Here is a 20,106-nt window from a genome sequence, read left to right on the forward strand (position 1 = left end):
CCTGCTCATTGGCAGGGCCTGTTTTTTTGGTGCCTCAATCTCGCTCCCGTGACTGGAGACGCCGTTGCAGCAGCCGATGGAGCAACTTGTTGTATCTGGCCCAGAAGTGGATCAGCAGGAACAGACCGGCTATCAGCGCCAGAAACAGCTGTCCCAGCTCCTGCCAGTCCAGCGAGCCGATGAAGCCCACCTCCTCACCGCTCTTGAGATAGTTGAACCAGGGCTGGAGCGCCAGAAACAGCCAACTGCCCCAGGTCAGCAACAGCAACAGCAGGTCACGCAACCGATAACGCCAGCTGCGTCTGTTGCCGTTGCGAATGATCATCGCCTTGCCGAGTCGATGTTTACTCACGGAAGGACTCTCCTCTGTCCGGGCTCTCCCATACCGCCAGCTGGCCGCGGCGGCGCACCAGGGCCTTGGGCACGGCGACAACCACGGTCACCAGGTTGAGCAGCCAGTAGACCAATGGATACCAAGCGCACCAGATGAAACTGCGCAGCATGGTGCGGTCGTAATGGCTGTCGATGAAGATGCTGATGCCAAATTGCAGCAGGCAGATGCCGGTCATCAGCACCCCGGACCAGGCGAAAAAATGTCCCTCGGCCAGGGCGGCAAGATCCGGGTGCAGCAGCCAGCTCAGGGCCAAAAGCAGCATGCCGTAACACCAGGCCACACTGGCGGCATACTCGAGCAGCAGCGGCCAGAAACGCCGGTTCTGCCAGCGCAGCACCCGGGAGCCGTAGCGCAACATCACCTCGGCCCCCCCCTGGGCCCAACGCAGCCGCTGCTTGTAGAGACCGCGTACCGTCTCCGGCATCAGCACCCAGCACAGGGCCTGGGGTTGATAGTGGATGAGCCAGCCCGCCAGTTGCAGCTTCCAGCTGATGTCGATGTCCTCGGTCACCATGTCGGTGCTCCAGCCGCCGACCGCCTCCACCGCTGCTTTGCGAAACGCCACCACCACCCCGGAGACGGTGAAGACGGTGCCATAGATGCGCTGAGCCCGCTTGATGAGCCCGATGATGGAGCTGAACTCCCCGGTCTGGATCTTGCCGATGATGGTGGAACGGGTGCGCACCCTGGGGTTGCCGGTCACGGCCCCCACTCTGGGGCTCTCCAGAAAGTGCTTCACCATCCAGATGACGGCGTCGTGATCGAGAACCGCATCACCATCTATGCCCACCAGGATCTCGCCACTGGCCTCCCCCAGGGCATGGTTGAGGGCCATCGCCTTGCCCTGATTGGGCTGGTGCAGCACCCGCAGCCGCTCATCCTTCAGTGCCAGTCGATCGAGATGAGCCCCGGTGTCGTCCCGGCTGCCATCGTTGATGGCCAGCACCTCGAAGTCGGGATAACGCTGGCGCAGCAGGTGGCCTATGGTCTCTTCCACATTGGCCCCCTCGTTGTAGCAAGGCACCATCAGAGTCACCCTGGGATAACGGGGCAGAGTCAGCCCTCGCCTCGCCAGCGCCAGATCCCGCCGCTCCCACTGGAAGTAGTAATAGAGACCACCGCACATCCACACCATGGCCATCAGGCTGGGGTAGGCCAGGGTGAAGACTGCCAGTCCGTCAAGAAAGGTCGTCATGGCTGCAGACTCCCGACCTGACTACCGGAGGCAGTCGCCTGCCCTGATACGGCTCCGGTCGTGGAACCTGGCTGGCTCGCCGCCGAAAAAACGGGTTTCAACTCGGCAGGATCCGGCTGGTTGTTGTGAAAATCGTCCGGGTAGTAGCCAAAGCTGGTCACCCCTTGCTCGCGGATGATCCGCATCCAGCGCGCCAGCTCCGCGTCGGGGACGGGCTTATCGGTGCGCCAGTTGCGGCTTTGCAGCTCGAACACCAGCTTGTCGGCGGGCACGGTCACCAATGCATCCTTCGCCAACCTGGCGAGCCAGGCATCCGGATCCTCGGCTTGTTCCATGTAGGGCATGGCCATCACGGCGGTGTAGTCATAGGCTCCGGCAAAGTCTGCCATGCTCTGGGCAAACCACTGCTGGGACTCGGGCTCGGTGATGAGGGCGGCATAGATGTTGCGCGCCGTCTTGAGTCCATCCAGCCCTCCCTGCCGGTAGCGGGCGGCGGCCGCTTTCAGTTCAAGGGTGAAGTCGATGAGCTGGCGGGTCTTCTGCTCCCCTTGCGCCTTGAGCGCCGCCGGGCTGCGAGACAGCAACCCCTCCCCTTCGTAATCCCCGAGGAAGGCATCGTCGTGGAACAGCAGGCCGTCGAACTTGGTGTAAAAACCGAGATCCTCGTAGATGTCCGCAATCAACCGGCGATTGGCCGGATCCCAAGGCGCCAGGCGCAGATACTGATCCGGGGCCGGCTTGCCGGTGCGGCTGTCGGTGACATAAGGGTGACCCGGGCCGAGATCATAGGCCAGCACCGGCATCCAGGCGTAGACCTTGACCCCGGCCCGGGTACGCAGCTGCCAGGCAACCCGGTTGAACAAGTCCGCCTTCATCGGCATGTGGCGATTCGGGAAGTAGAGCGCCTCCGCCACCCCGTCGCCGTTCTCATCGGCATAGGCCTGCAGATAGACGGTGGTGATGCCGTAGTTCTTGATGCGATCCAGCAACTTGTCGAGGTTCTTGCCCTGCTGAACCGGATCCTTGTCGTAGACATAGTCGAGATCCACGTGCACCAGCCGCTGCAGCGGCTGGGACCAGGTGTTGCCCCCCATGATCTCGTCCAGATTCTGCAGGCTGGTCTCTTCCTCCAGCAGGTAGCGGCGCACCTGGCTGCCGGACTCCGCCAACCGGTTGACCCCGTCATCCAGGGTGAAGGTGTAGGGCATGCCCGCGTCGTTGGCAACCTCCAGTGCGGTCTCGTTGAAGGCGCCATAGGGCCAGACCATGATGCGCGGACTCTGCCCCAGGTGCTGGCGGATCTGCTGGCTCGACGCCTCGAAATCCGCCTTGAGCCGCGCCCTGTATTGCGCCTGGCTCTCGTAACCCTGGGGGCTCCAGCCCGCCGTGGTCACCGCGGGTTGCACATTGCCCTGGGGGTTCGCCAGCAGGCCGAAGTGGGAGGCGAAGGTGTGGGAGGCTATCTCCACCAGGCCGGAGTCCTGCATCTCCTGGATCTGCGGCCAGCCGACGAAGTAGTCCCGTGGCAGCTTGTCGTCGCCATAGGGCACCATCTGATCCCGGGGGACATCCAGCCAGCTGCCCACCAGGGCGAACACCGCCGGGTACTGATAGAGCTTGAGCAGGGGATAGACCAGGCGATAGAAGCTCTCGTAGCCGTCGTCGAAGCTGAGCAGTATGGCCTTGGGAGGCAGGGGAGCCTTGCCCGCCTTGGCATCCAGGATCTGCTGGAAGCTGACCGGCTGATAACCCTGCTGCCGGATCCAGTTGAAATGGCGGATCAAGGTGTCCCGGCGCATGGTCTGGGGATACAACTTGCGATCCGGGGTCAGCTTGAGGTCGATGATGTCGTGGTAGCAGAGCACCACATAGTCCTCCCCCTCGCGGGCGGCCTGGGTTGCCCAGGGCAGCAGCAGGGAGATGAGCAAACAGAATGGGGTGAGCAGTCGGCGTATCACAGGAAGCTCCATTGCAGATTGGCAAAGACGAAATCGCCGTACTCGGCATCGCCGTCATAGGTGGCCTTGCTACGGCCAAGGCCGTAACCCAGGCTCAGGGCTGATGAGATAACCCAGTCATGGCGGTAGCTGAGCTGCCAGCCCTGACTGCCGCCATAACCCTGTTGCCAGTAGCTGTTGCTGGACAGAAAGAGACCCTGGGTCAGGCTACGGTTGGCGTCCAGCGGCAGGCGATAGCGGGCGCCCAGCTCCAGTTCCAGGTTGCGATCCTCGAGAGGGTTGAAGTAATCCACCTCGACGTCATCGTTGCGGGAGCTGGCGGCGCGCAAGGTGCCATCGAGCCACCAGCGGTCGCGGCGCCACAGGTCCTGGCGCACGAAGCCGGAGACGCTCTTGCGCAGGTTGCCGTCGCCAAGATCCATCAGCTCGAGTTGAGCCCCCGCCTCCCGGCTCTCGTCCTGGCGCCAGTTCAGCGCGAGCTGATATTGATCGGCGTAGTCGCCCCGGGCGAGTGCCCGCAGGGGGGTGTCGGCACTGTTGAGGTTGACGGCTCCCGCGAGGGACCACTGATCCCCGAGCCGCCAGTCCAGTCGGTTCCACAGATAGCCCCTGTGGTTCAGCTCAGAACCCGTCCCTGCCTCCAGCGTCCATTGTAACGGGTAGAACGCGAGCTCCATGCCAAGGCCGCTGTAGGCGGCGCGCTCGGGTTCATTGTCGAACTCGCCAAAGCCCCCCTGACGGCGCACGAACAAACGATGGCCCGCGTCGCTGCGGGCGCTGTAGAGACGGGCGTCGTAGCGCCAGTCTCGGCTCGCCAGCACGGATCCCCCCTCGCTGCTGCCGTGGTTGAACTCGGTCATCAGGGTGGGCGCCTGTTCCTGCTTGAGACGCTGACCCAGCGCCTTGCGATCCCGGTTGCCATCCCCCAGGGCGCGGATGCGGGCCGGGGTCTGTTGCCACTGACCCCGATCGAGGCGGGCATTGAGCCGCCCCGGTTCGAGTTGCACCTGACTGGCGGGAGCCAGCCAGCGAGCCGCCTGGGCATAGGCCTCATCGGCCCGATCCGGCTGACCACGCCAGCGGCGCAGATCCCCGAGCTGCATCCAGAGCCAGGGGTTGGCTGGCGCACTGTCAAGCCAGCCAAGCAGTTGGCGCTCGGCCTCATCGGCCTGGCCGCGCCAGGCCAGCAGGAGGTTTTGCAACTGCAGCAGCCGTTCGTAATCGTCGTTGTCCATGCGGGTGTTGCCGGTGAAGTCCCAGCGGGTCAGGGGTTCCTGCCACTGGGTCAGCACCCCGCTGGCCGCCTCATAACGTTCCTGATCCGCGTAGGCATAGAAGCGCTTCTCCCGCAGCTCCTTGTCCGCCGGCATCCGCTGTGCCAGCTCGTCGTAGATGAGGCTGGCCTCACGGCTGCGCCCAAGGCCCGCCAGGGCATCGGCGCGAGCCATCAGCACATAATCGGGCTGGGCCTCTTTGGCCAGCAGGGCGGCGGAGCCCCGCTCGGCGAGTGCGAAGCGCCCGAGGGCCACCAGAGTCACGATGCGATCCCGTTCGTTGCTCACATGAAGGGGGTGATCGCTCGGCGCCTTGTCGAGGATCCGCTCCTGCAACGCCAGCGCCCGCTGCAATGCGTGGGTGGTGAGCGCGGGATCCTCGGTCTGGGCGATACTGCGCAGCAGGCTGACCGCCTCATAGTGATCCAGCCAGAGCCGGTCGATCTGATTGAACAGCGCAGGGTGCTGGCGCATCAGATCCGACGCCGCCGGGCCCGCTCCCAGGCTCACCGCGACCCGATAGAGCGCCAGCAGCTGCTCGGGGTTGTCGGGGTCCCGCTCCAGCCACTGCTGACGGGCCAGCATCTCCCCCATGGCATCATCCTGTCTGCGCGCCCCATAGATACGGGCATCCAGAATGGCCTCATCCCGGCCGAATCGGGACTCATAATCGCTGGCGGCCTGCCGGGCCAGGGTCAGGTTGCCCTGATCGCTGGCGCTCAGGTAGAGACCGAGCCAGGCATTGCGGTTATCCGGCGCCCGCCCCTGCAAGATGCGGTAGTAGCTGATGGCGAGGGGATAACGACGCTCGTCCCGCGCCGCTCTGGCGAGAGCTTCGAGGGAGACATCGGAGATGGGTTTGAACTCGCAGGGCTCACAGCTCGCCAGGGCGGCTGCCGGATCCTTGCGCCAGAGTTGCACGGCGATGAGGTCGTCGAGCACCTTGCCATCCTGGCTGCGCCGGTAGAGGGCATCCAGACCTGCGGCAGCACGCTCGAGCTGCCCCTGCCGCGCCTGGATGACCCAGGCTTCTCTTTCCTGATCGAGCGCCCCCGCCCGGGACAACCCGGGCAACAACGCGAGAAGATAAAACATGCGATTCATTCGCAACATACACCCAGATTTCGTGGCGCCAGCCATGGCGGATCAGGGTTGAGCCTGATCATTCAACGGGACATGGACACTCGGGGATTTGAGGGTGAAAGGCAGAGATTGCCCTTCGTATGTGCGGTCCAGCCATCTCCAGAGGAGACCTGCGACTTTCCGAACCCGATTCACATCGGGGGTGGCGAGGCGGTCGATTTTGAGTCTGCGTCGACATTAGTCAATGGGGGGATATTATGAACTTGGCCTGAACGCAGACTGATGGTGGGGATAAAATTTGCGGCGAAAAACATTGTTATGGCCAGGGTTATCAAGCCATATCGATTAATAGACGCTACCTGAGGCTGATAATTCGCTATTAAAATTAACAGTTTTAAACGGCAGGGGCTGCGACCTCAAGTGTCGCAGCCCCTGGCTTCAACGCAGGTCTGCCAAGCCTGGCAAGTAGCGCAAGGAGAAGAACCAGCGCTGGCTGCCGCACCGGCCCGGTGCCGACCAGAGAGCCCGTTGCTGGCTCTCAGCCAGGGGCTTGGCCTGGAAGGCGCCTTCGCCCTGCTGCTGGACGAACAGCTCGTGGATGAGCCCGGCCACCCGTCCCTCGCAGGGCTCGAGGGCGCTCAGATAGAGGTTCCGCTCCGGCTGACTCAATACGCCGGTCCCGCTGCCATCCTGCACCAGCAGGCTCACCCCGTTCTGCGCCATCAGGGTCAGCATTTCCCGATAGGCTTCAGGGCTCATCTTGCCGGTAAAGAAGCTGCTGATATAGACGGGCACCGGGTTCAACTCATTGAGCGCCTTGCCAAGACTCGCTAGGTGACGAGCCAGCAGTGCCTGGCGCTCGGGCGCTCGCCAGTTGAGATCATCGAGTTCGGCAGGCAGGTACCAGCCTGCGATGTGCCCCTCGCCGAGACGCGCCTGCCATTCCTGCGCCAGCGAGAGGTTGTGGCTCTCCTGCTGACCGAGATAGCGATCGAGATGACCTGCGCTCTGATCCTGATGCTGGAAGAATTCGGGGTCGGAATAGAGTCCCAGGATCAGGGTCAGTCCCGCCTCGTTGACACGCTTGAGCCGATCCGTCAGCCAGGCGCTCTCCTCCGGCTTGGCGAAGGCCTCACCGTAACGGGTCCATTGCACGATCAGGGTATCGAAACCTTCCCGTTTCACCTGGGCCAGGATCTCGTCCCAGCGCGCCTCGCCGATGGCGGCATCCCGCAGCTGGGGCTGATAAATAATCCCCTGACTCGCCTGGGCGGGCCATGCCGCCGCCAGCAGGATGAGAGTCAATGCCGTTATCCAATGTCTCATCACCATCTCACTCCCATGGTCATCATCAGGGTGCCTTTGTCGTAGTCATCGCCGGTTTCGATGTCCTTGATGACGGGATTGCTCTTCAGTCTGTGCTGGTATTCGATCCCCAGGCTCAGCTTGTGGGGCCAGGCATCGTAGCGGGTCTCCCCGAACCAGTGATTCCAGCGCACCCCGACGCCCCCCATCAGCAGGGTGTAGTCATCGGATCCCGACGAATATTCCACCGTGCCCCCCTCAGCGTTGTAATAACCCCGATCCGGGCTCTTGTCATTCCAGTACTGGCGCCCCTGCACATGGGCATAGGGCTCGAGGGTGTCACCCCAGCGGATCTTGTGGTGATAGCTGAGACGATAATCGGCTACCAGGCTGGTCTGCTGTGAACGCAGGTAGCGAGCCGCATCTAGATAGAGGTTCTGGGCCCACCAGCCACTCTCCCCCACATGCCACTCATCGCTGTATTTACCGTCATTCAGGAAGGAGGCGCTGGCCCGGATCAGGGTGTCGTGCTCGCCCCCCTGGCTGTTGTTGAGGGGGATCAGCTCCTCGGCCGCGAGGAAAAAAGTCTGGCTGGAAAAAGGTTTCCATCGCAGCCCTATCCCCAGAGTCGGATCCCTGAAGTCGAGAGGATTGCTGCCTCTGTCCTCGGCATAGGTACCGTCGTAGGGGGTGCCTTCATTGAGGTGATAGATCTGCTGGCTCTGGCTACTGCCATAGAGACGACCGTAGACGGAGAGCGTCTTGCCATTGCGAATGGGCTCGTCCCCCAGACGATACTCCACCTCGGTCTGGGCATAGCTCTGGGCCACGGCATTGCCCCCGATACCGCTTACTGTACCGGCCCCGGTACCGGTCCAGGCATCGAAGCTGTAGGTCCAGCGGCGTCCCAGATCCTCGTGCAAACGCCTCAGGTCGTAACGCAGCTGCGCCGGTTGCTCCCCGTCGATGGCCTTGGCGGCGTAGTCCCGCGCCTTCTGGTTGTGAGCGAGGGACTGGTTGATATAAACCAGCTGCTCGGCAAGCTGGGTATCTCCCGGCCGGTAGATGGACTCCAGCCAGTCACTGGCCGCCTGCTTCTCGTCATTGCCCAGCAGGGCATAGCCATAGGCGAGTTGATACTCCCGGTTGTCCGGCTCCAGTCGATTGGCGGAATGCAGCGCCGTGCGAGCCTGCGCCGTCTGGCCGAGGTGCTGATGATGCTGAGCCAGTTGCGCATAGTCCGATGCCTCGGGCGACAGGGCGATGGCTTTCTCAAGGCTGGCGATGGCCTCTTCATCCTGCTGGGTACTGGCCAGAGCACGCCAGTATGCCGCCCCCTGGGGCAGGCCGGCCCGCCGATACCCATCCAGCCATTGCCTGGCCTGGGACTGATCGCCGGCATCCAGGGCCGACTGGATGGCGGCCATCTGCTCCTGCTGCTCGGGAGCCAGAGTCACCTGCTGCCAGGCCTTGAGTGCCGCCCCATAGTGGTGATTCTCATAGGCCTGGTAAGCCAGCTGGCGCACATCCTGCGGCAAGCCGAAGCTGGCGGCCCGGGCGAAGGCATATTCCGCCAGACCCGGCTTGGTCTGGCGATAACAGTGGCCGAGCGCTCGCCAGCTGTCGGCATCATAGTCTGCGGCGAGATCCCCCAGCACCCGTACCACACCGTCACACTGGCCCGACTGGGCCAGCAGACCGGCTTGCAGGCTTCGCAGTCCGGGCTCAGGCAGCGGTTCGGCCAACCGATCTGGCAGAGGCGCGGCTCCTTTCTCCCCTTGCAACAGGGTCAGACGCCGGATCAGGGTTTCCCGCCCGGCCTGGCTGGCCCCCTTGTAGGGCCAGTAGTCGATGAGCAGCGCCCGGCTCGCGGCCGTGAGGCCCGCCTGCTGCAGGCGATAGCTCACCTGCTCGAGCGTAGCCATGGGCTGACGCGAGCCCCTGATGAGCTGACGCCCCTCGCTGGCCAGTTTGTTCCACTGGCGCTGATGCAGGGCGGACTCGAAAGCGAGCTCCGCATTCCCTTGCGCCGGCGTCCTGGCCAGCAGCCTGTCCAGCTCGGCCCAGCGCCCCTCGCGGCGCAGCACCGGCAACATCAGGCTGGTATAAAATCCCTGATTCTCGGCAAATTGCAGGGTCTCGTCGCTGCCGAGGGTCTGGTTATTGGCGGCCAGTTGCAGCCACTCCCGCTCCTGATCCGCCCGTTGGAACTGCGGGGCATGGGCCTGCTGGTAGCGGCCGAGGGTCGCTCCTCGCTGATCCTTGCCAAGGGCCAGGGCAATGGCCAAGTCCAGCTCTGCATCATCGCTTGGCAACCGGTGGCGCAAGGCCACGGCCTGTTCGACCTTGTCCTGTGCCAGCAGCATGTTGACCCACTGTTTCGTCTCGCCGGGTCCGAGCTTGCCCGCCTTGTCCAACCAGGCGAACTGACCCGCGGCCAGGGGCCAGTTCTGTTCCCCCAGAGCACGCTGCAGCAAGTTGCGCCGCAGACCAAGGCCCTGGGAACTGTCCGCCAGGGCGGGATCCTCCAGCGCCGTGGCCAGCGCGCCCAGATCCCCATCCAGCAGATCACGTTCGGCTCTCGCCACCTTGCACTCGAGCTGATTGCAGGCCGGATCCAGTGGGTTCTTGCGCTGCAGCCCCTCGGCCATGGCAAGCAGTTCGGCGTACCCCGGCGTGATGGATAGCTGCTCATGGATCAGCGCAGCGGCATGTTTGTCCTGACCAAAATGCTCGTAGGCCCGTGCCAGATAGAGTGCGATGACCGGGTTCTCGGGCTGCAACTTGCGAGCCTGTTCAAACTCGGCGATGGCCCTGTCACGATGCCCCCGTTCCAGAGCAGAAAATCCTTTTTGAAGGTGTGGGTACAGCACGAAACGCTGATAACTACTCACCCCTGGACCCAGGTCATATTCCGCCGGGGCGGCCATGGCACCCTGCCCGAGCAAGAGCCCGGACAGGAGCAGTAATTCGGGACGCATCAAACGGTCTCCTCTTTCTGTCGCGCCAGCCAGGCTTCATCATTCACCCCGGCCGCCCGCAGCAAGTCATGCACATTCAGTTGATAGCGGTTCTGCAGCCCCTTGGCCTGGGCCAGCACCTGTTCGCTGACCACTTCCTGATCGACCAGAAAGTCCCCAAGCACCTCTTCACTGCTCTCGTGGCGCAGCAACAGGGAGCGCAGCGCCGCCTCGTCGATATGACCGAGGGAGGTGAGGATCTCCGGCAGCATCACCTGGCTCGCCTGATAGCGGGACCAGATATCGGCGTAGCCGGCCTCATCGATCAGGCCATCGGCCAGGGCTTTTTGCAGCACGCCCTTGGGGTCGGTACGCGTGGATCGCACATACCAGCGACGCAGCCCCAGGGTGACTTCCCCCTTGCAGGCAATCACATAGGAGACCCGCGATGCGAGCTTGCGCGACAGAGCGCCAAGAGAGACAGGGTCCAGATAGGTTTCGCACCCCAGCACCAGCACCTCTTTCTCCATGCGCAGGGGGATTACCCCGTAATGCACAGCCACGTTGGGAGGCACCTTCTCCAGCAGGTCCTCGGGCAGGCTGAAGGCATCGACGTGCTCCCAGGCGACCCCGCTCTGCTCCGCCACACCGGCGGCCAGCTGTTCCGGGGTGATCAGGCCCTGATGCACCAGGCTGCTGCCAAGGCGCAGACCCGGCTCCATGTTCAGTACTGCCTCGTCCAGCTGCTGCTTGCTCAGGCTGCCCTGGCTAACCAGGATCTGGCCGAGGGGACGGCGCGCCCGGTTCTCCTCCCCGAGGCTCGGGAAGTCGTGGGTGGTCTTGTCCCAGGCCACCCGACGGGGATCCCCCTGGGCGATGATCTGGGAGAGGGCCCGCCAGTTCGCCATGAAGTTGATGATGTTGCCCCAGAACAGCCGGGGAATGGACATCATCCCCTGGATCAGGCCGTAGTAGCGGGTCACGAAGATCATCCGCTGCAACATGCGGTTGCTCATCAGAAACATGTTGATCCAAAGCAGGGTGATCAACCAGCTGTCCCCCTCGAAGATGGAGAGGAAGTAGTAGGGATCCGGCGCCAGCCACTGGTAGAGGATGAGGGCCAGCAGTTGCAGCAGGATCAGGCTGGCGGTGAAGCTGAGGAAGTTGGTCAGCGCCCCCTTGCGATCACGCCAGAGGAAGTAGTTGAGCTTCCAGTTGTTGCTCCACTTGTGGGTCTTGAAGCCTTGATAGACGATGCCGATGATCCAGCGGGATTTCTGTCGCACCGCGGTCTGGAAGGTATCGGGGAAGTATTCTCGCACGCAGATGACGTTGGTATCCCGCTCGTGCATGCCAAGCCGCCAGCGCTTGTTCGGGGTGCTCCTGGCCTCGCGGATGACGGGGAAGCGTACGAACACCTCCTCCATCCCCTTCTCCTTGAGTCGAAAACCGATGTCATAGTCTTCCGTCAGGCTCTGCACGTCAAAAGCGATACCGTCGCCGTCTTCCAGCAGGGCGATGACGGCCCGGCGGCTGAAACAGGTGCCCACTCCGGCACTGGGCACTTGGCCGGAGACGGCCTCGCGCACCGGCACATCCTTGCTGTGCAGCTCGGCGAATTCGTCCAAGTAATGCAGGCTGGTGAAGTTGTACCAGGGACGTTCGAAGGGGTAGACGGGGATCTGGATCAGATCCTTGCGATCCACCAGATAGTTGAACAGCCGCAGCTCCATGTCCGAGATGACATCCTCGGCATCGTGCAGAATGAAGCCGGCGAAGGAGAGGTTGGCCTTTCGTTCGAACTGGAAGATGGCATCGAGCACATTGTTGAGGCAATCCGCCTTGCTGGTCGGCCCCGGCCGGGCGCAGACCACCTTATGCACATTGGGGAAGCGGGCGCAGACTTCGTCCACATCCTTCTGGGTGTCGGGATCATTGGGATAGGTGCCGACGAAGATCTGGTAGTTCTCGTAGTCAAAGCGGGTCGCCGCCAGCTCCGCCATCTGACCGATCACCCCGGTCTCATGCCAGGCGGGCACCATGATGGCGAGAGGCTGCTCCTCCCGTTCATAGAGTGCCGGGTATTCCAGACGTTCGTGGCGACGATAGACGGTCAGTCGCCGCCAGGTGGCGCGCAGCCAATAGACTGCATCGATAAAGAGATCGTCGACGCCGCTCACCAGCATGGCCATCGCCACCACGATGGCGATCAGCTTCAGACCGTAGAGATAGGTGGCAAAGCCATCAACCAGCCAATATTCCGACATCAGGATCACCCCAGCAAGGTATCAGCCATGATAGCCACGATGCGCGCGCAGGCCTGGCCATCACCAAACGGATTGGCCATGGTGCGCGGGGCAAAGTCCGCCGCCTGCCACAGTTCGGTGACACGCTGGACGATGCGCTCCTCATCGGTGCCCATCAGCTGGGCATAATCGGACTCCACCGCTTCGGGCCGTTCGGTTTCCTCCCGCAGCACCAGCAGCGGCACGCCGTAAGTGGGCGCCTCCTCCTGCAGGCCGCCGGAGTCCGTCATCACCAGCCAGGCATCGGCGATGGCCTGCTGCATGGCCAGATAATCGAGGGGTTCGGTCAGGGTGACATTTGGCAGATGGCCGAGCAGCGGATAGACCGCCTCCTTGATCACCGGGTTCAGATGCACCGGGAAGAGCACCCGCATATCGGGATGAGCGGTGGCGAGACGGGCGATGGCACGGCAGATCCCGTCGACTTCGTCACCCCAGTTCTCCCGGCGGTGCACGGTGACCAGCAGATGACCCGGCTGGGGATTGTTGCGCTGGATGCCATGGCGCTCACCGGCCCAGAGCTGGGCATCGATGACGGTGTTGCCGGTGACATGGACCCGCGCTGCCGGCACCTGCTCGGCCAGCAGGCAGTCCCGCGCACGGGGAGTCGGCGCCAGATGCAGTTGTGCGATGCGCCCAATCATCTGGCGCAGCCCCTCTTCGGGGAAGGGGCGGTCAAGGCGATAGGTACGCAGCCCGGCCTCCACATGGGCCACCGGCACCTGATGATAGAACCCGGTCAGGGCGCCGAGGAAGGCACTCTCGGTGTCCCCCTGCACGATCACCATGTCCCAGTGCTCCTTTGCCATCAGGGCTTCCAGCTGGGCACGGCAGCCCTGGCTGAATTCAAAGAGACTGGCCCCCTGGCGCTGCAGCGACCAGTGAGGGCGGATATCGAAGCACTCGAGCAACTGGGTAGCCATGCTGTCATGCTGACCGGTATGCACCCAGCGCACATCGGCCCAGGGCGCCTGCAGGAGGGCATGATAGAGGGGGGCGAGTTTGATTATTTCAGGGCGAGTGCCCGATACCATCATGATCTTCTTCATCACAACATGCTCCGTTCATGAGAACCATATCACCGCAAGGAGTCTAGCCGACCAGACACATCATCAGCCCGTACCTATGCAGAATAATATCAATAGATTACAAGTCACTAGGGAGGAGGGGAACACTAATAGGGGGCGATTCCCCCGGATGATCACTCGTGGATATCCTGATACCGCGCGACAGCAGGCACGGTACCTAACGCTGGCATCCCTGTTCGCCCGGCTCGGTGTGAGGCGGTCATCATCATTGAATGGATATAGAACGTCATCAGATATGGAGCGAGTCATCAGACCCTCGTCATAGGCAATCCAGCCATCTCACGGGGGAGATCTGTGATTTTCCGAACCCGGTTCGCACCGAGGGTGGCCTATCAATCATCTGCTCAGGAGCCAGGTCAGTCCATATTTAAAATGTAAATATTCCAACAAATCGAACATAAACCAAATCCAAATCAATTATCTGAACTTAAGTCGACCTCATGACATATAGCAGCAGAGCGAGGAAGGCGATAGCGGATAAACCGGCAAGGGTCACCTCTTGTCGTACCCTGCCTGGCGCCCGCTGAGCCCGATAAAAAAAGCCCCTTTCGGGGCTTTTTTGTGCAGGCATTCGATGACATCACCGTTGGCCCCTAGGCGGGCTGACTCTCCCCCTGATAATAGCGCCGGATCCAGGCTTCAAAGTCCGCCAGCATGCGGGCTTCCGACTCGCTGTTGTCGGCGATGAGCTCGGCCCCGTGCACCACCCGGATATGGGCATTGAGGGGGGCACCATCACCGACGGGCGGACGCTGACGCGCCGCCGCCATGCAGGCCGAGGCCGTGGCCCAGGCATCCTCCACACTCTGGTTGCACACCCGGGCCAGGGGAGCTGCGCTGAAGCCCTCGCCGGTCAGGCTCTGCAGGGTCTGGTCATGGGTCATGCCGTTGCCCGGCCCCCAGTAGTGGGCCGCCAGATCCGGGCCGATGCGCGGGTTGTCGGTGAGATAGCCATCCCGGCGCAGGAAGTAGGCACGGGTCTGCTCCACCGCCATCAGGGCCAGCAGGTAGCCGTGGTAGGCGCAGGCCGACTCCTGATTGAGCAGGTGCGGAATGGCGAGCAGCGGGCGTGGACTCTCTACTCCCAGGATCCTGCGCTCCCACTGGCGGGCCAGCGCCAGCACGGCGGCCGGAGTGCGCTCGGCATCCTCCATGGCATAGAGATCCCGCTCGAAGTAGGAGACCAGGGCAATCTGGCGCTCGTTGAAGGCCCTGAACGGCTGGCGAGCCTCGATCATGGCCTTGATGAGGGCATCCGGGATCGCTTCCCCCGCCTCATTGCGGGCGTACCCCTTGAGCCAGTCCGCATCGTCCAGCAGGCTGTCGCAGAACATGGATTGCGTCTCCGCATAGGTCATGGAGGTGGGCGGAAACTCCTGGGAGAAACAGGGGGCGTTGCCGGTGACGTTGGCAAAATGCGCCGCGTGTCCCCCCTCGTGGAACAAGGTGTTGAGGCCATTCCAGCCGCTGCCCACCTGAGCAGGGTTCGCCAAGCTGGTGAAGTTGACCACGGCAGGCACCCACTCCCCCTCCTGCCAGAAGCTCGGCACCGGGCCATGGCAGAAGCCGTTCTCGTATTTCCCTTCCCGGGTCAGCAGATCCAGGGTCAGGGTCGCCTCCCGGTACTGGATGCCGAGGCGACGGAAGCTCTCGACCCAATCCTTCAGGGCTCGGGAGAAGGGCACGTAGGGGTCGAGCTGACGGGTCACGTCACCGCTCACGAAATAGCGCAGGTTGTGGGGCAGCAGCGCCGCCTCCCCCTTGGCCCCCTTCAATTCGGCGAGGCCCAGGTGCACCCGATCCTCGGTGCGGGCGATAAAGTCATCGAGCACGGCGAACAGCTGCTCCGGGCTCATCTGCTCGTTCTTGCGCACCTTGTAGTCGAAGTAATCCCGATAGCCCATGGCGCGGGCGAAGCGGTTGCGAAGCGTGACGATGGCCAGATAGCCGTTGTCGACCACCCACTGCTCCAGGGTATGGAACATGGCGAGCGCGCTCTGGCGCACCGCCTCATTCGCGCTGGCCGCAAGGGAGGCACTGGCTGCCGGCAGGCTGCCGGCCACCTGCCGCCCCTGCTCGTCCAGCAGGGTCAGCTTGAGCTCCTTGCGACGGGCGAACAGCTCTGCCTCGGCGGCCACCAGTTCGTCCATCAGCACCGCAGCCTGTGGGTCTTCGATGACGTTGCACTCGAAGAAGGCTATCCAGCCCCCGAGCCCCCGTTTGAGATCCGCCCCTTCGGCCTCGGCCAGCATGGCCCGCAAGACCGGCAGGCGGGCCGGATCGGCGCAGAATGCCTTGTAGGCCTGTTCGGCTGCGGTGAACCCGGCCTGATCATCGCTGGTGCCCATGTAGGTGGACCAGAAGAGATCCTCCTTGCGCCTGTGTACCTTCAGGTAGTCGGCATTGAGCTGGTTCAAGTAATTCCTGGCATTGGAAATCATAAGGTCCCTCTTTTTATCGGCGGCCACTGGCCGACCGTTCCTTTTTTGATGGCGCCCTGACAGCAGGGCGGGTGCGCGAGGATGCGCCTCATCACGCTAGCAAAAGCAGGCTCCGCTGTCTGCCGCGAGCAAAGGATTATCTTCGTGAATGGAGTCTTCCTGGCGGCGCTGGGTGCCGGTGGCAGAGAGGCCGGGGCCACATGGGGGAATAAAAGCAAAAAGTGGCGTATTGGCTCTACTCCGATGAGAGCAAGCTGTAAAGATTTACACTTAATAATTCAATAGAAAGAAGTCATGATGGGAGCGTCGTAGTCAAACGCGACACCATGACCCATTTTGTAGTCATTTGGCAAACTGGTTGAAAGGCCAGGACGCAAAGCCTCCGGTCTAAAGACATGTCGTCCAGGATAGCGGGGTTGCAGCACAGTGTTTCGGGAAACTCCCCTGCCAACTTGACTGCCCACATCTATCGAACAGAGGAATGTATGGCAGCAACTATTCAACTCAATCACCTCACGGCGGCGCTCGCACTGCTGGCCAGTGGCGGCGTGCTCGCTCACGGCTACATCAGCCAGCCGGAGGCACGCAACTACCTGTGCAAGACGGGTGGCAACATCCAGTGCGGCGCCATCCAGTGGGAACCCCAGAGCCTGGAGGCACCGTCCGGCTTCCCCGCTGGCGGTCCGGCCGATGGTCAGATAGCCGCCGCCGGCCATCCGCAATTTGGCGAGCTCAACGTCCAGACCAGCGATCGCTGGACCAAGCGCGACGTGAAAGCCGGCCCCTTCGCCATCAGCTGGACCTTCACCGCCAACCACACCACCCGCAACTGGCGCTACTACCTCACCAAGCAGGACTGGGATCCGAACCAACCACTGACCCGGGCCTCCTTCGACCTCACCCCCTTCTGCGTCATCGACGGGGGCATGGTGCAACCGCCCAAACAGGTTACCCACAACTGCGTCCTGCCTGCCCGTACCGGTTATCAGGTGATCCTGGGTGTCTGGGAGGTGGGGGATACCACCAACAGCTTCTACAACCTGATCGACGCCCGCTTCGAGGGTGGTACCCAGCCCCCCCTGAGCTGGAGCCAGGGCGGGACCATCTATCCCTCCATCGATCTGGCGGCCGGTGACAAGGCCATGACCCGGGTGTTCGATGCAAGCGGCGAGCGCACGGATCTGCAGACGGTGCTGACCATCGCCAGCACCGAGCAGGGCCAGAAGAACAACTGGGCCCACGCTCTGGCCAGCAAGATCAACGGGGAACAGAGCCAGATCCGCGCCGGTCAGCAAGGGAGTGACGGCCAGTTCAATCCCGTCTACGGCCAGAACCCTGTCTTCCTCAAAGCAGGCAGCAACCTGCAACGGGTCGAGATCCAGCTCGAGCAGCAACAACCGCCGATCGGTGACAGCGTCAGCGTGAGCGGCCTGGAGAGCGAGTACTTGCTCGATGGCGGCAAGCTGACCCTGAGCTTCACAGTCGCGGCGCAAGGGGATCTCGCTGTCACCAGCACCCTCTATGACCATGGTGGCGTCGCCAGGGGGCAGAGCAGCGCCGACATCAAGGACAGCAGCCAGAGCTTCACCATGCCGCTGACCGGGTTGAGTGCCGGCCATCATCAACTGGTGATCACGGGTAAACCCAAATCGGGAGGCGCGGCCGTGCAGCAGACCCTGGATCTGATGCTCAAGGATCCGGCCAGTGGCGGTGACTATCAGTACAGCTTCCCCGAGGGCGTCGCCGCCTACACCGCCGGCACCAAGGTGTTGCAACCCAAGAACGGCAAGATCTACCAGTGCAAGCCCTTCCCCTACAGCGGCTGGTGCAGCCAGTGGGCCAGCACGGCCACCCAGTATGAGCCGGGCGTCGGCTCCCACTGGCAGGAGGCCTGGACCCAACTGCCATAATCGTCTGAATGCAAAACAGGGAGCCCGAGGCTCCCTGTTTTTTATGGCGATTCACTCAGATCTGGTAATCGAGCGCCGCATCGTTGCGCAGAGCCCGCGCCTGGATGTCTGCCAGCGCCAGTTCCGGGTTGCAGAGCTGGATGAACTGCCAGGCGAAATTGTGCTGGAACTGCCCCTGCTTGAGGCCGATCCAGGCGGTGTGAGGGGCAAACAGCCGGCTGCCGTCGAGTTGCACCAGCCCCTTGTCCCGCTGGCCGTTGAAGGCCATGTCCGCCAGTATACCCACCCCCATTTCCAGCTCGACATAGGTCTTTATGACGTCGGAATCCTGAGCCGTCAGCAGGATCTGCGGCACTATCCCGGCTTCGGCAAACGCTTCATCTACCCGCACCCGCCCGGTCAGCCCCGCCTGATAGGTGACGATGGGCCATTGGGCCAGCGCCGCCAGGGTCAGCTCCCGCTCGGCGGTGAGGGGGTGCTGCTCCGGCACCACTATGTTGTGATGCCAGCGATAGTAGGGAAACGCCACCACCCCTTCGCTCTTGTCGAGTTGCTCGCTGCTGATGCCAATGTCCACTTCGCCGGTCTGCACCAGCCGCACTATCTCCTCCGGGCTGCCCTGACGCAGCTCCAGCTGCACCAGCGGGAACTGCTCGCGAAACGCCTTCACTACCCGCGGCAGGGCATAGCGCGCCTGGGTATGAGTGGTCGCGACCAGCAAGCGTCCCGAGTCGCGGTTGGCGAAGGTGCTGGCCAGCTTGCGGATGTTGTTGGCGTCATTGAGGATGCGCTCGGCGATCACCAACAGCTCCTTGCCGGGCTCCGTCATGCCGAGCAGCCGCTTGCCGTAACGGATGAAGAGCTCCAGCCCCAGCTCTTCTTCCAGCTCGCGGATATGGCGGCTGACCCCGGACTGGGAGGTAAACAGGGCGTTGGCGACCTCGGTCAGGTTGTAGTCCCGCCGCGCCGCCTCCCGAATAATGCGTAATTGCTGAAAATTCACGTCATCGCCTCCTGCGCTGACCGGCCCCGTGGATGGGCTCCCGGAGCCTTGTTCTCTGTCTCAAACCTGAACACGATGGATGGCTCGCGCACTAGATCTGGTAGTCCGGGTAGAGCTGAGCCTGCTTGGCGATCAGCCTCACCCCCTGCCCCGGCACCAGGGTACGGGCAGCCTCCTTGCTCAGCTCGGCCTCGTAGTGGGCCCCCTTGCCATTGGGAGTGCCTGCGTCACCGTTGCCCCTGAGTTCGACCCGGATCCGCGGCCCCATGGGCAACAGACGAGTGATGGTGGCGCTGATGCCACCTGGCGCATCCGCTGGCAGGATCTCCAGCTCGTGGGGGCGCACATAGGCGATGGCCGCGCTGCCCTGGGCCAGCCGGGAGTCACTCGCACCCCCCAGCCACTGCTCGCCGATGCCGAGCCCCTGCTCCGCCACCCGGCCATGGAACAGGTTCACGCTGCCGAGGAAGCTGTGGACGAAGGAGCTGGCGGGCTGGTCATAGACCTCGGCCGGAGTGCCGACCTGCTCGACCCGACCGGCATTCATCAGCACCACCCGATCTGCCACCTCCAGCGCCTCCTCCTGATCGTGGGTCACGAACAGGCTGGTGACGTGCAGCTCGTTGTGCAGTTCCCGCAACCAGCGACGCAGCTCCTTACGTACCTGGGCATCGAGGGCGCCGAACGGCTCGTCCAGCAGCAAGACCTTGGGCTGTACCGCCAGGGCCCGCGCCAGGGCAACTCGCTGGCGCTGGCCACCGGAGAGCTGGGTCGGGTAACGGCCAGCCACGTGGCTGAGCTGCACCAGATCCAGCAGCTCCTTGACCCGGGCACGGATATCCGCCTCGCTCGGGCGCTCGCTGCGCGGCTTGACCCGCAGGCCAAAGGCCACGTTCTCGAACACCGTCATGTGGCGGAACAGGGCGTAGTGCTGGAACACGAAGCCGACGTTGCGCTCGCGTACATGCAGGGCGGAGGCATCCTCCCCCCGGATGATGACGTTGCCGCTATCGGCCTGCTCCAACCCGGCGATGATCCGCAGCAAGGTGGTCTTGCCGCAACCGGAGGGCCCCAGCAGGGCGACCAGTTCGCCGTCGTGGAAGTCAAGGTTGATGTCGGCCAGGGCCGCGTACTGATTGAAATGCTTGTTGAGTCGTTGAACCTGAATGCTCATGGCTGCCTCGTTGAA

Annotated in this window: 12 protein-coding genes and 1 riboswitch; of the genes, 1 reads left to right on the top strand and 11 read right to left on the bottom strand. The window is 63.0% G+C overall.

What is annotated here, in order from left to right:
• Positions 1-34 precede the first annotated feature (34 nt).
• The 9 genes from ABNP46_RS17755 to ABNP46_RS17795 all read right to left on the bottom strand — a co-directional run bounded on the left by ABNP46_RS17755 (position 35) and on the right by ABNP46_RS17795 (position 16,004).
• The gene (locus ABNP46_RS17755) at positions 35-352 is read right to left on the bottom strand and encodes a hypothetical protein (protein WP_349919580.1); all 318 of its coding nucleotides are present in this window, start codon (positions 350-352) and stop codon (positions 35-37) included.
• Complete coding sequence (pgaC, locus tag ABNP46_RS17760; RefSeq protein ID WP_349919581.1) at positions 345-1,589, bottom strand: poly-beta-1,6-N-acetyl-D-glucosamine synthase; 1,245 nt, start codon at positions 1,587-1,589, stop codon at positions 345-347. The genes ABNP46_RS17755 and pgaC overlap by 8 nt, the downstream gene beginning before the upstream one ends.
• The gene (pgaB, locus tag ABNP46_RS17765) at positions 1,586-3,547 is read right to left on the bottom strand and encodes a poly-beta-1,6-N-acetyl-D-glucosamine N-deacetylase PgaB (protein ID WP_349919583.1); all 1,962 of its coding nucleotides are present in this window, start codon (positions 3,545-3,547) and stop codon (positions 1,586-1,588) included. Before pgaB ends, pgaC begins: the two co-directional genes overlap by 4 nt.
• Complete coding sequence (gene pgaA, locus ABNP46_RS17770; RefSeq protein ID WP_349919585.1) at positions 3,544-5,916, bottom strand: poly-beta-1,6 N-acetyl-D-glucosamine export porin PgaA; 2,373 nt, start codon at positions 5,914-5,916, stop codon at positions 3,544-3,546. Before pgaA ends, pgaB begins: the two co-directional genes overlap by 4 nt.
• A 426-nt stretch (positions 5,917-6,342) precedes the next feature.
• The gene (locus tag ABNP46_RS17775; protein WP_349919587.1) at positions 6,343-7,230 is read right to left on the bottom strand and encodes a DUF4434 domain-containing protein; all 888 of its coding nucleotides are present in this window, start codon (positions 7,228-7,230) and stop codon (positions 6,343-6,345) included.
• Positions 7,230-10,190: an NfrA family protein gene (locus tag ABNP46_RS17780; protein ID WP_349919589.1), complete on the bottom strand. Its 2,961-nt coding sequence runs from the start codon at positions 10,188-10,190 to the stop codon at positions 7,230-7,232. The genes ABNP46_RS17775 and ABNP46_RS17780 overlap by 1 nt, the downstream gene beginning before the upstream one ends.
• Entirely contained in the window at positions 10,190-12,436 is a 2,247-nt protein-coding gene (gene nrfB, locus ABNP46_RS17785; protein ID WP_349919591.1) for a cyclic di-3',5'-guanylate-activated glycosyltransferase NrfB, read from the bottom strand. Before nrfB ends, ABNP46_RS17780 begins: the two co-directional genes overlap by 1 nt.
• A gap of 5 nt (positions 12,437-12,441) precedes the next feature.
• A complete protein-coding gene (gene wecB / locus ABNP46_RS17790) occupies positions 12,442-13,524 on the bottom strand; it encodes a non-hydrolyzing UDP-N-acetylglucosamine 2-epimerase (RefSeq protein WP_349919592.1) in 1,083 nt (360 codons plus the stop codon).
• 632 nt (positions 13,525-14,156) lie between these two features.
• Positions 14,157-16,004 (bottom strand): M3 family metallopeptidase, encoded by a 1,848-nt coding sequence (locus ABNP46_RS17795; protein WP_349919593.1) that lies wholly within the window; start codon positions 16,002-16,004, stop codon positions 14,157-14,159.
• A 338-nt stretch (positions 16,005-16,342) separates the two neighbouring features.
• A riboswitch (cyclic di-GMP riboswitch) is annotated at positions 16,343-16,428 on the top strand.
• Between the two features lie 61 nt (positions 16,429-16,489).
• Here ABNP46_RS17795 and gbpA point away from each other — a divergent pair.
• The gene (gene gbpA, locus ABNP46_RS17800; protein ID WP_349919595.1) at positions 16,490-17,914 is read left to right on the top strand and encodes an N-acetylglucosamine-binding protein GbpA; all 1,425 of its coding nucleotides are present in this window, start codon (positions 16,490-16,492) and stop codon (positions 17,912-17,914) included.
• A gap of 55 nt (positions 17,915-17,969) precedes the next feature.
• Here the strand turns inward: gbpA and cbl are convergent, their stop codons facing one another.
• Positions 17,970-18,917 carry an HTH-type transcriptional regulator Cbl gene (cbl, locus tag ABNP46_RS17805; protein WP_349919597.1) on the bottom strand — a complete coding sequence of 316 codons (948 nt, stop codon included), beginning with the start codon at positions 18,915-18,917 and terminating at the stop codon, positions 17,970-17,972.
• A gap of 91 nt (positions 18,918-19,008) precedes the next feature.
• Entirely contained in the window at positions 19,009-20,091 is a 1,083-nt protein-coding gene (locus tag ABNP46_RS17810) for a sulfate/molybdate ABC transporter ATP-binding protein (protein WP_349919599.1), read from the bottom strand.
• Positions 20,092-20,106: the final 15 nt, after the last annotated feature.

The organism is Aeromonas veronii (assembly GCF_040215105.1).
GTDB classification, from domain to species: domain Bacteria; phylum Pseudomonadota; class Gammaproteobacteria; order Enterobacterales; family Aeromonadaceae; genus Aeromonas; species Aeromonas veronii_G.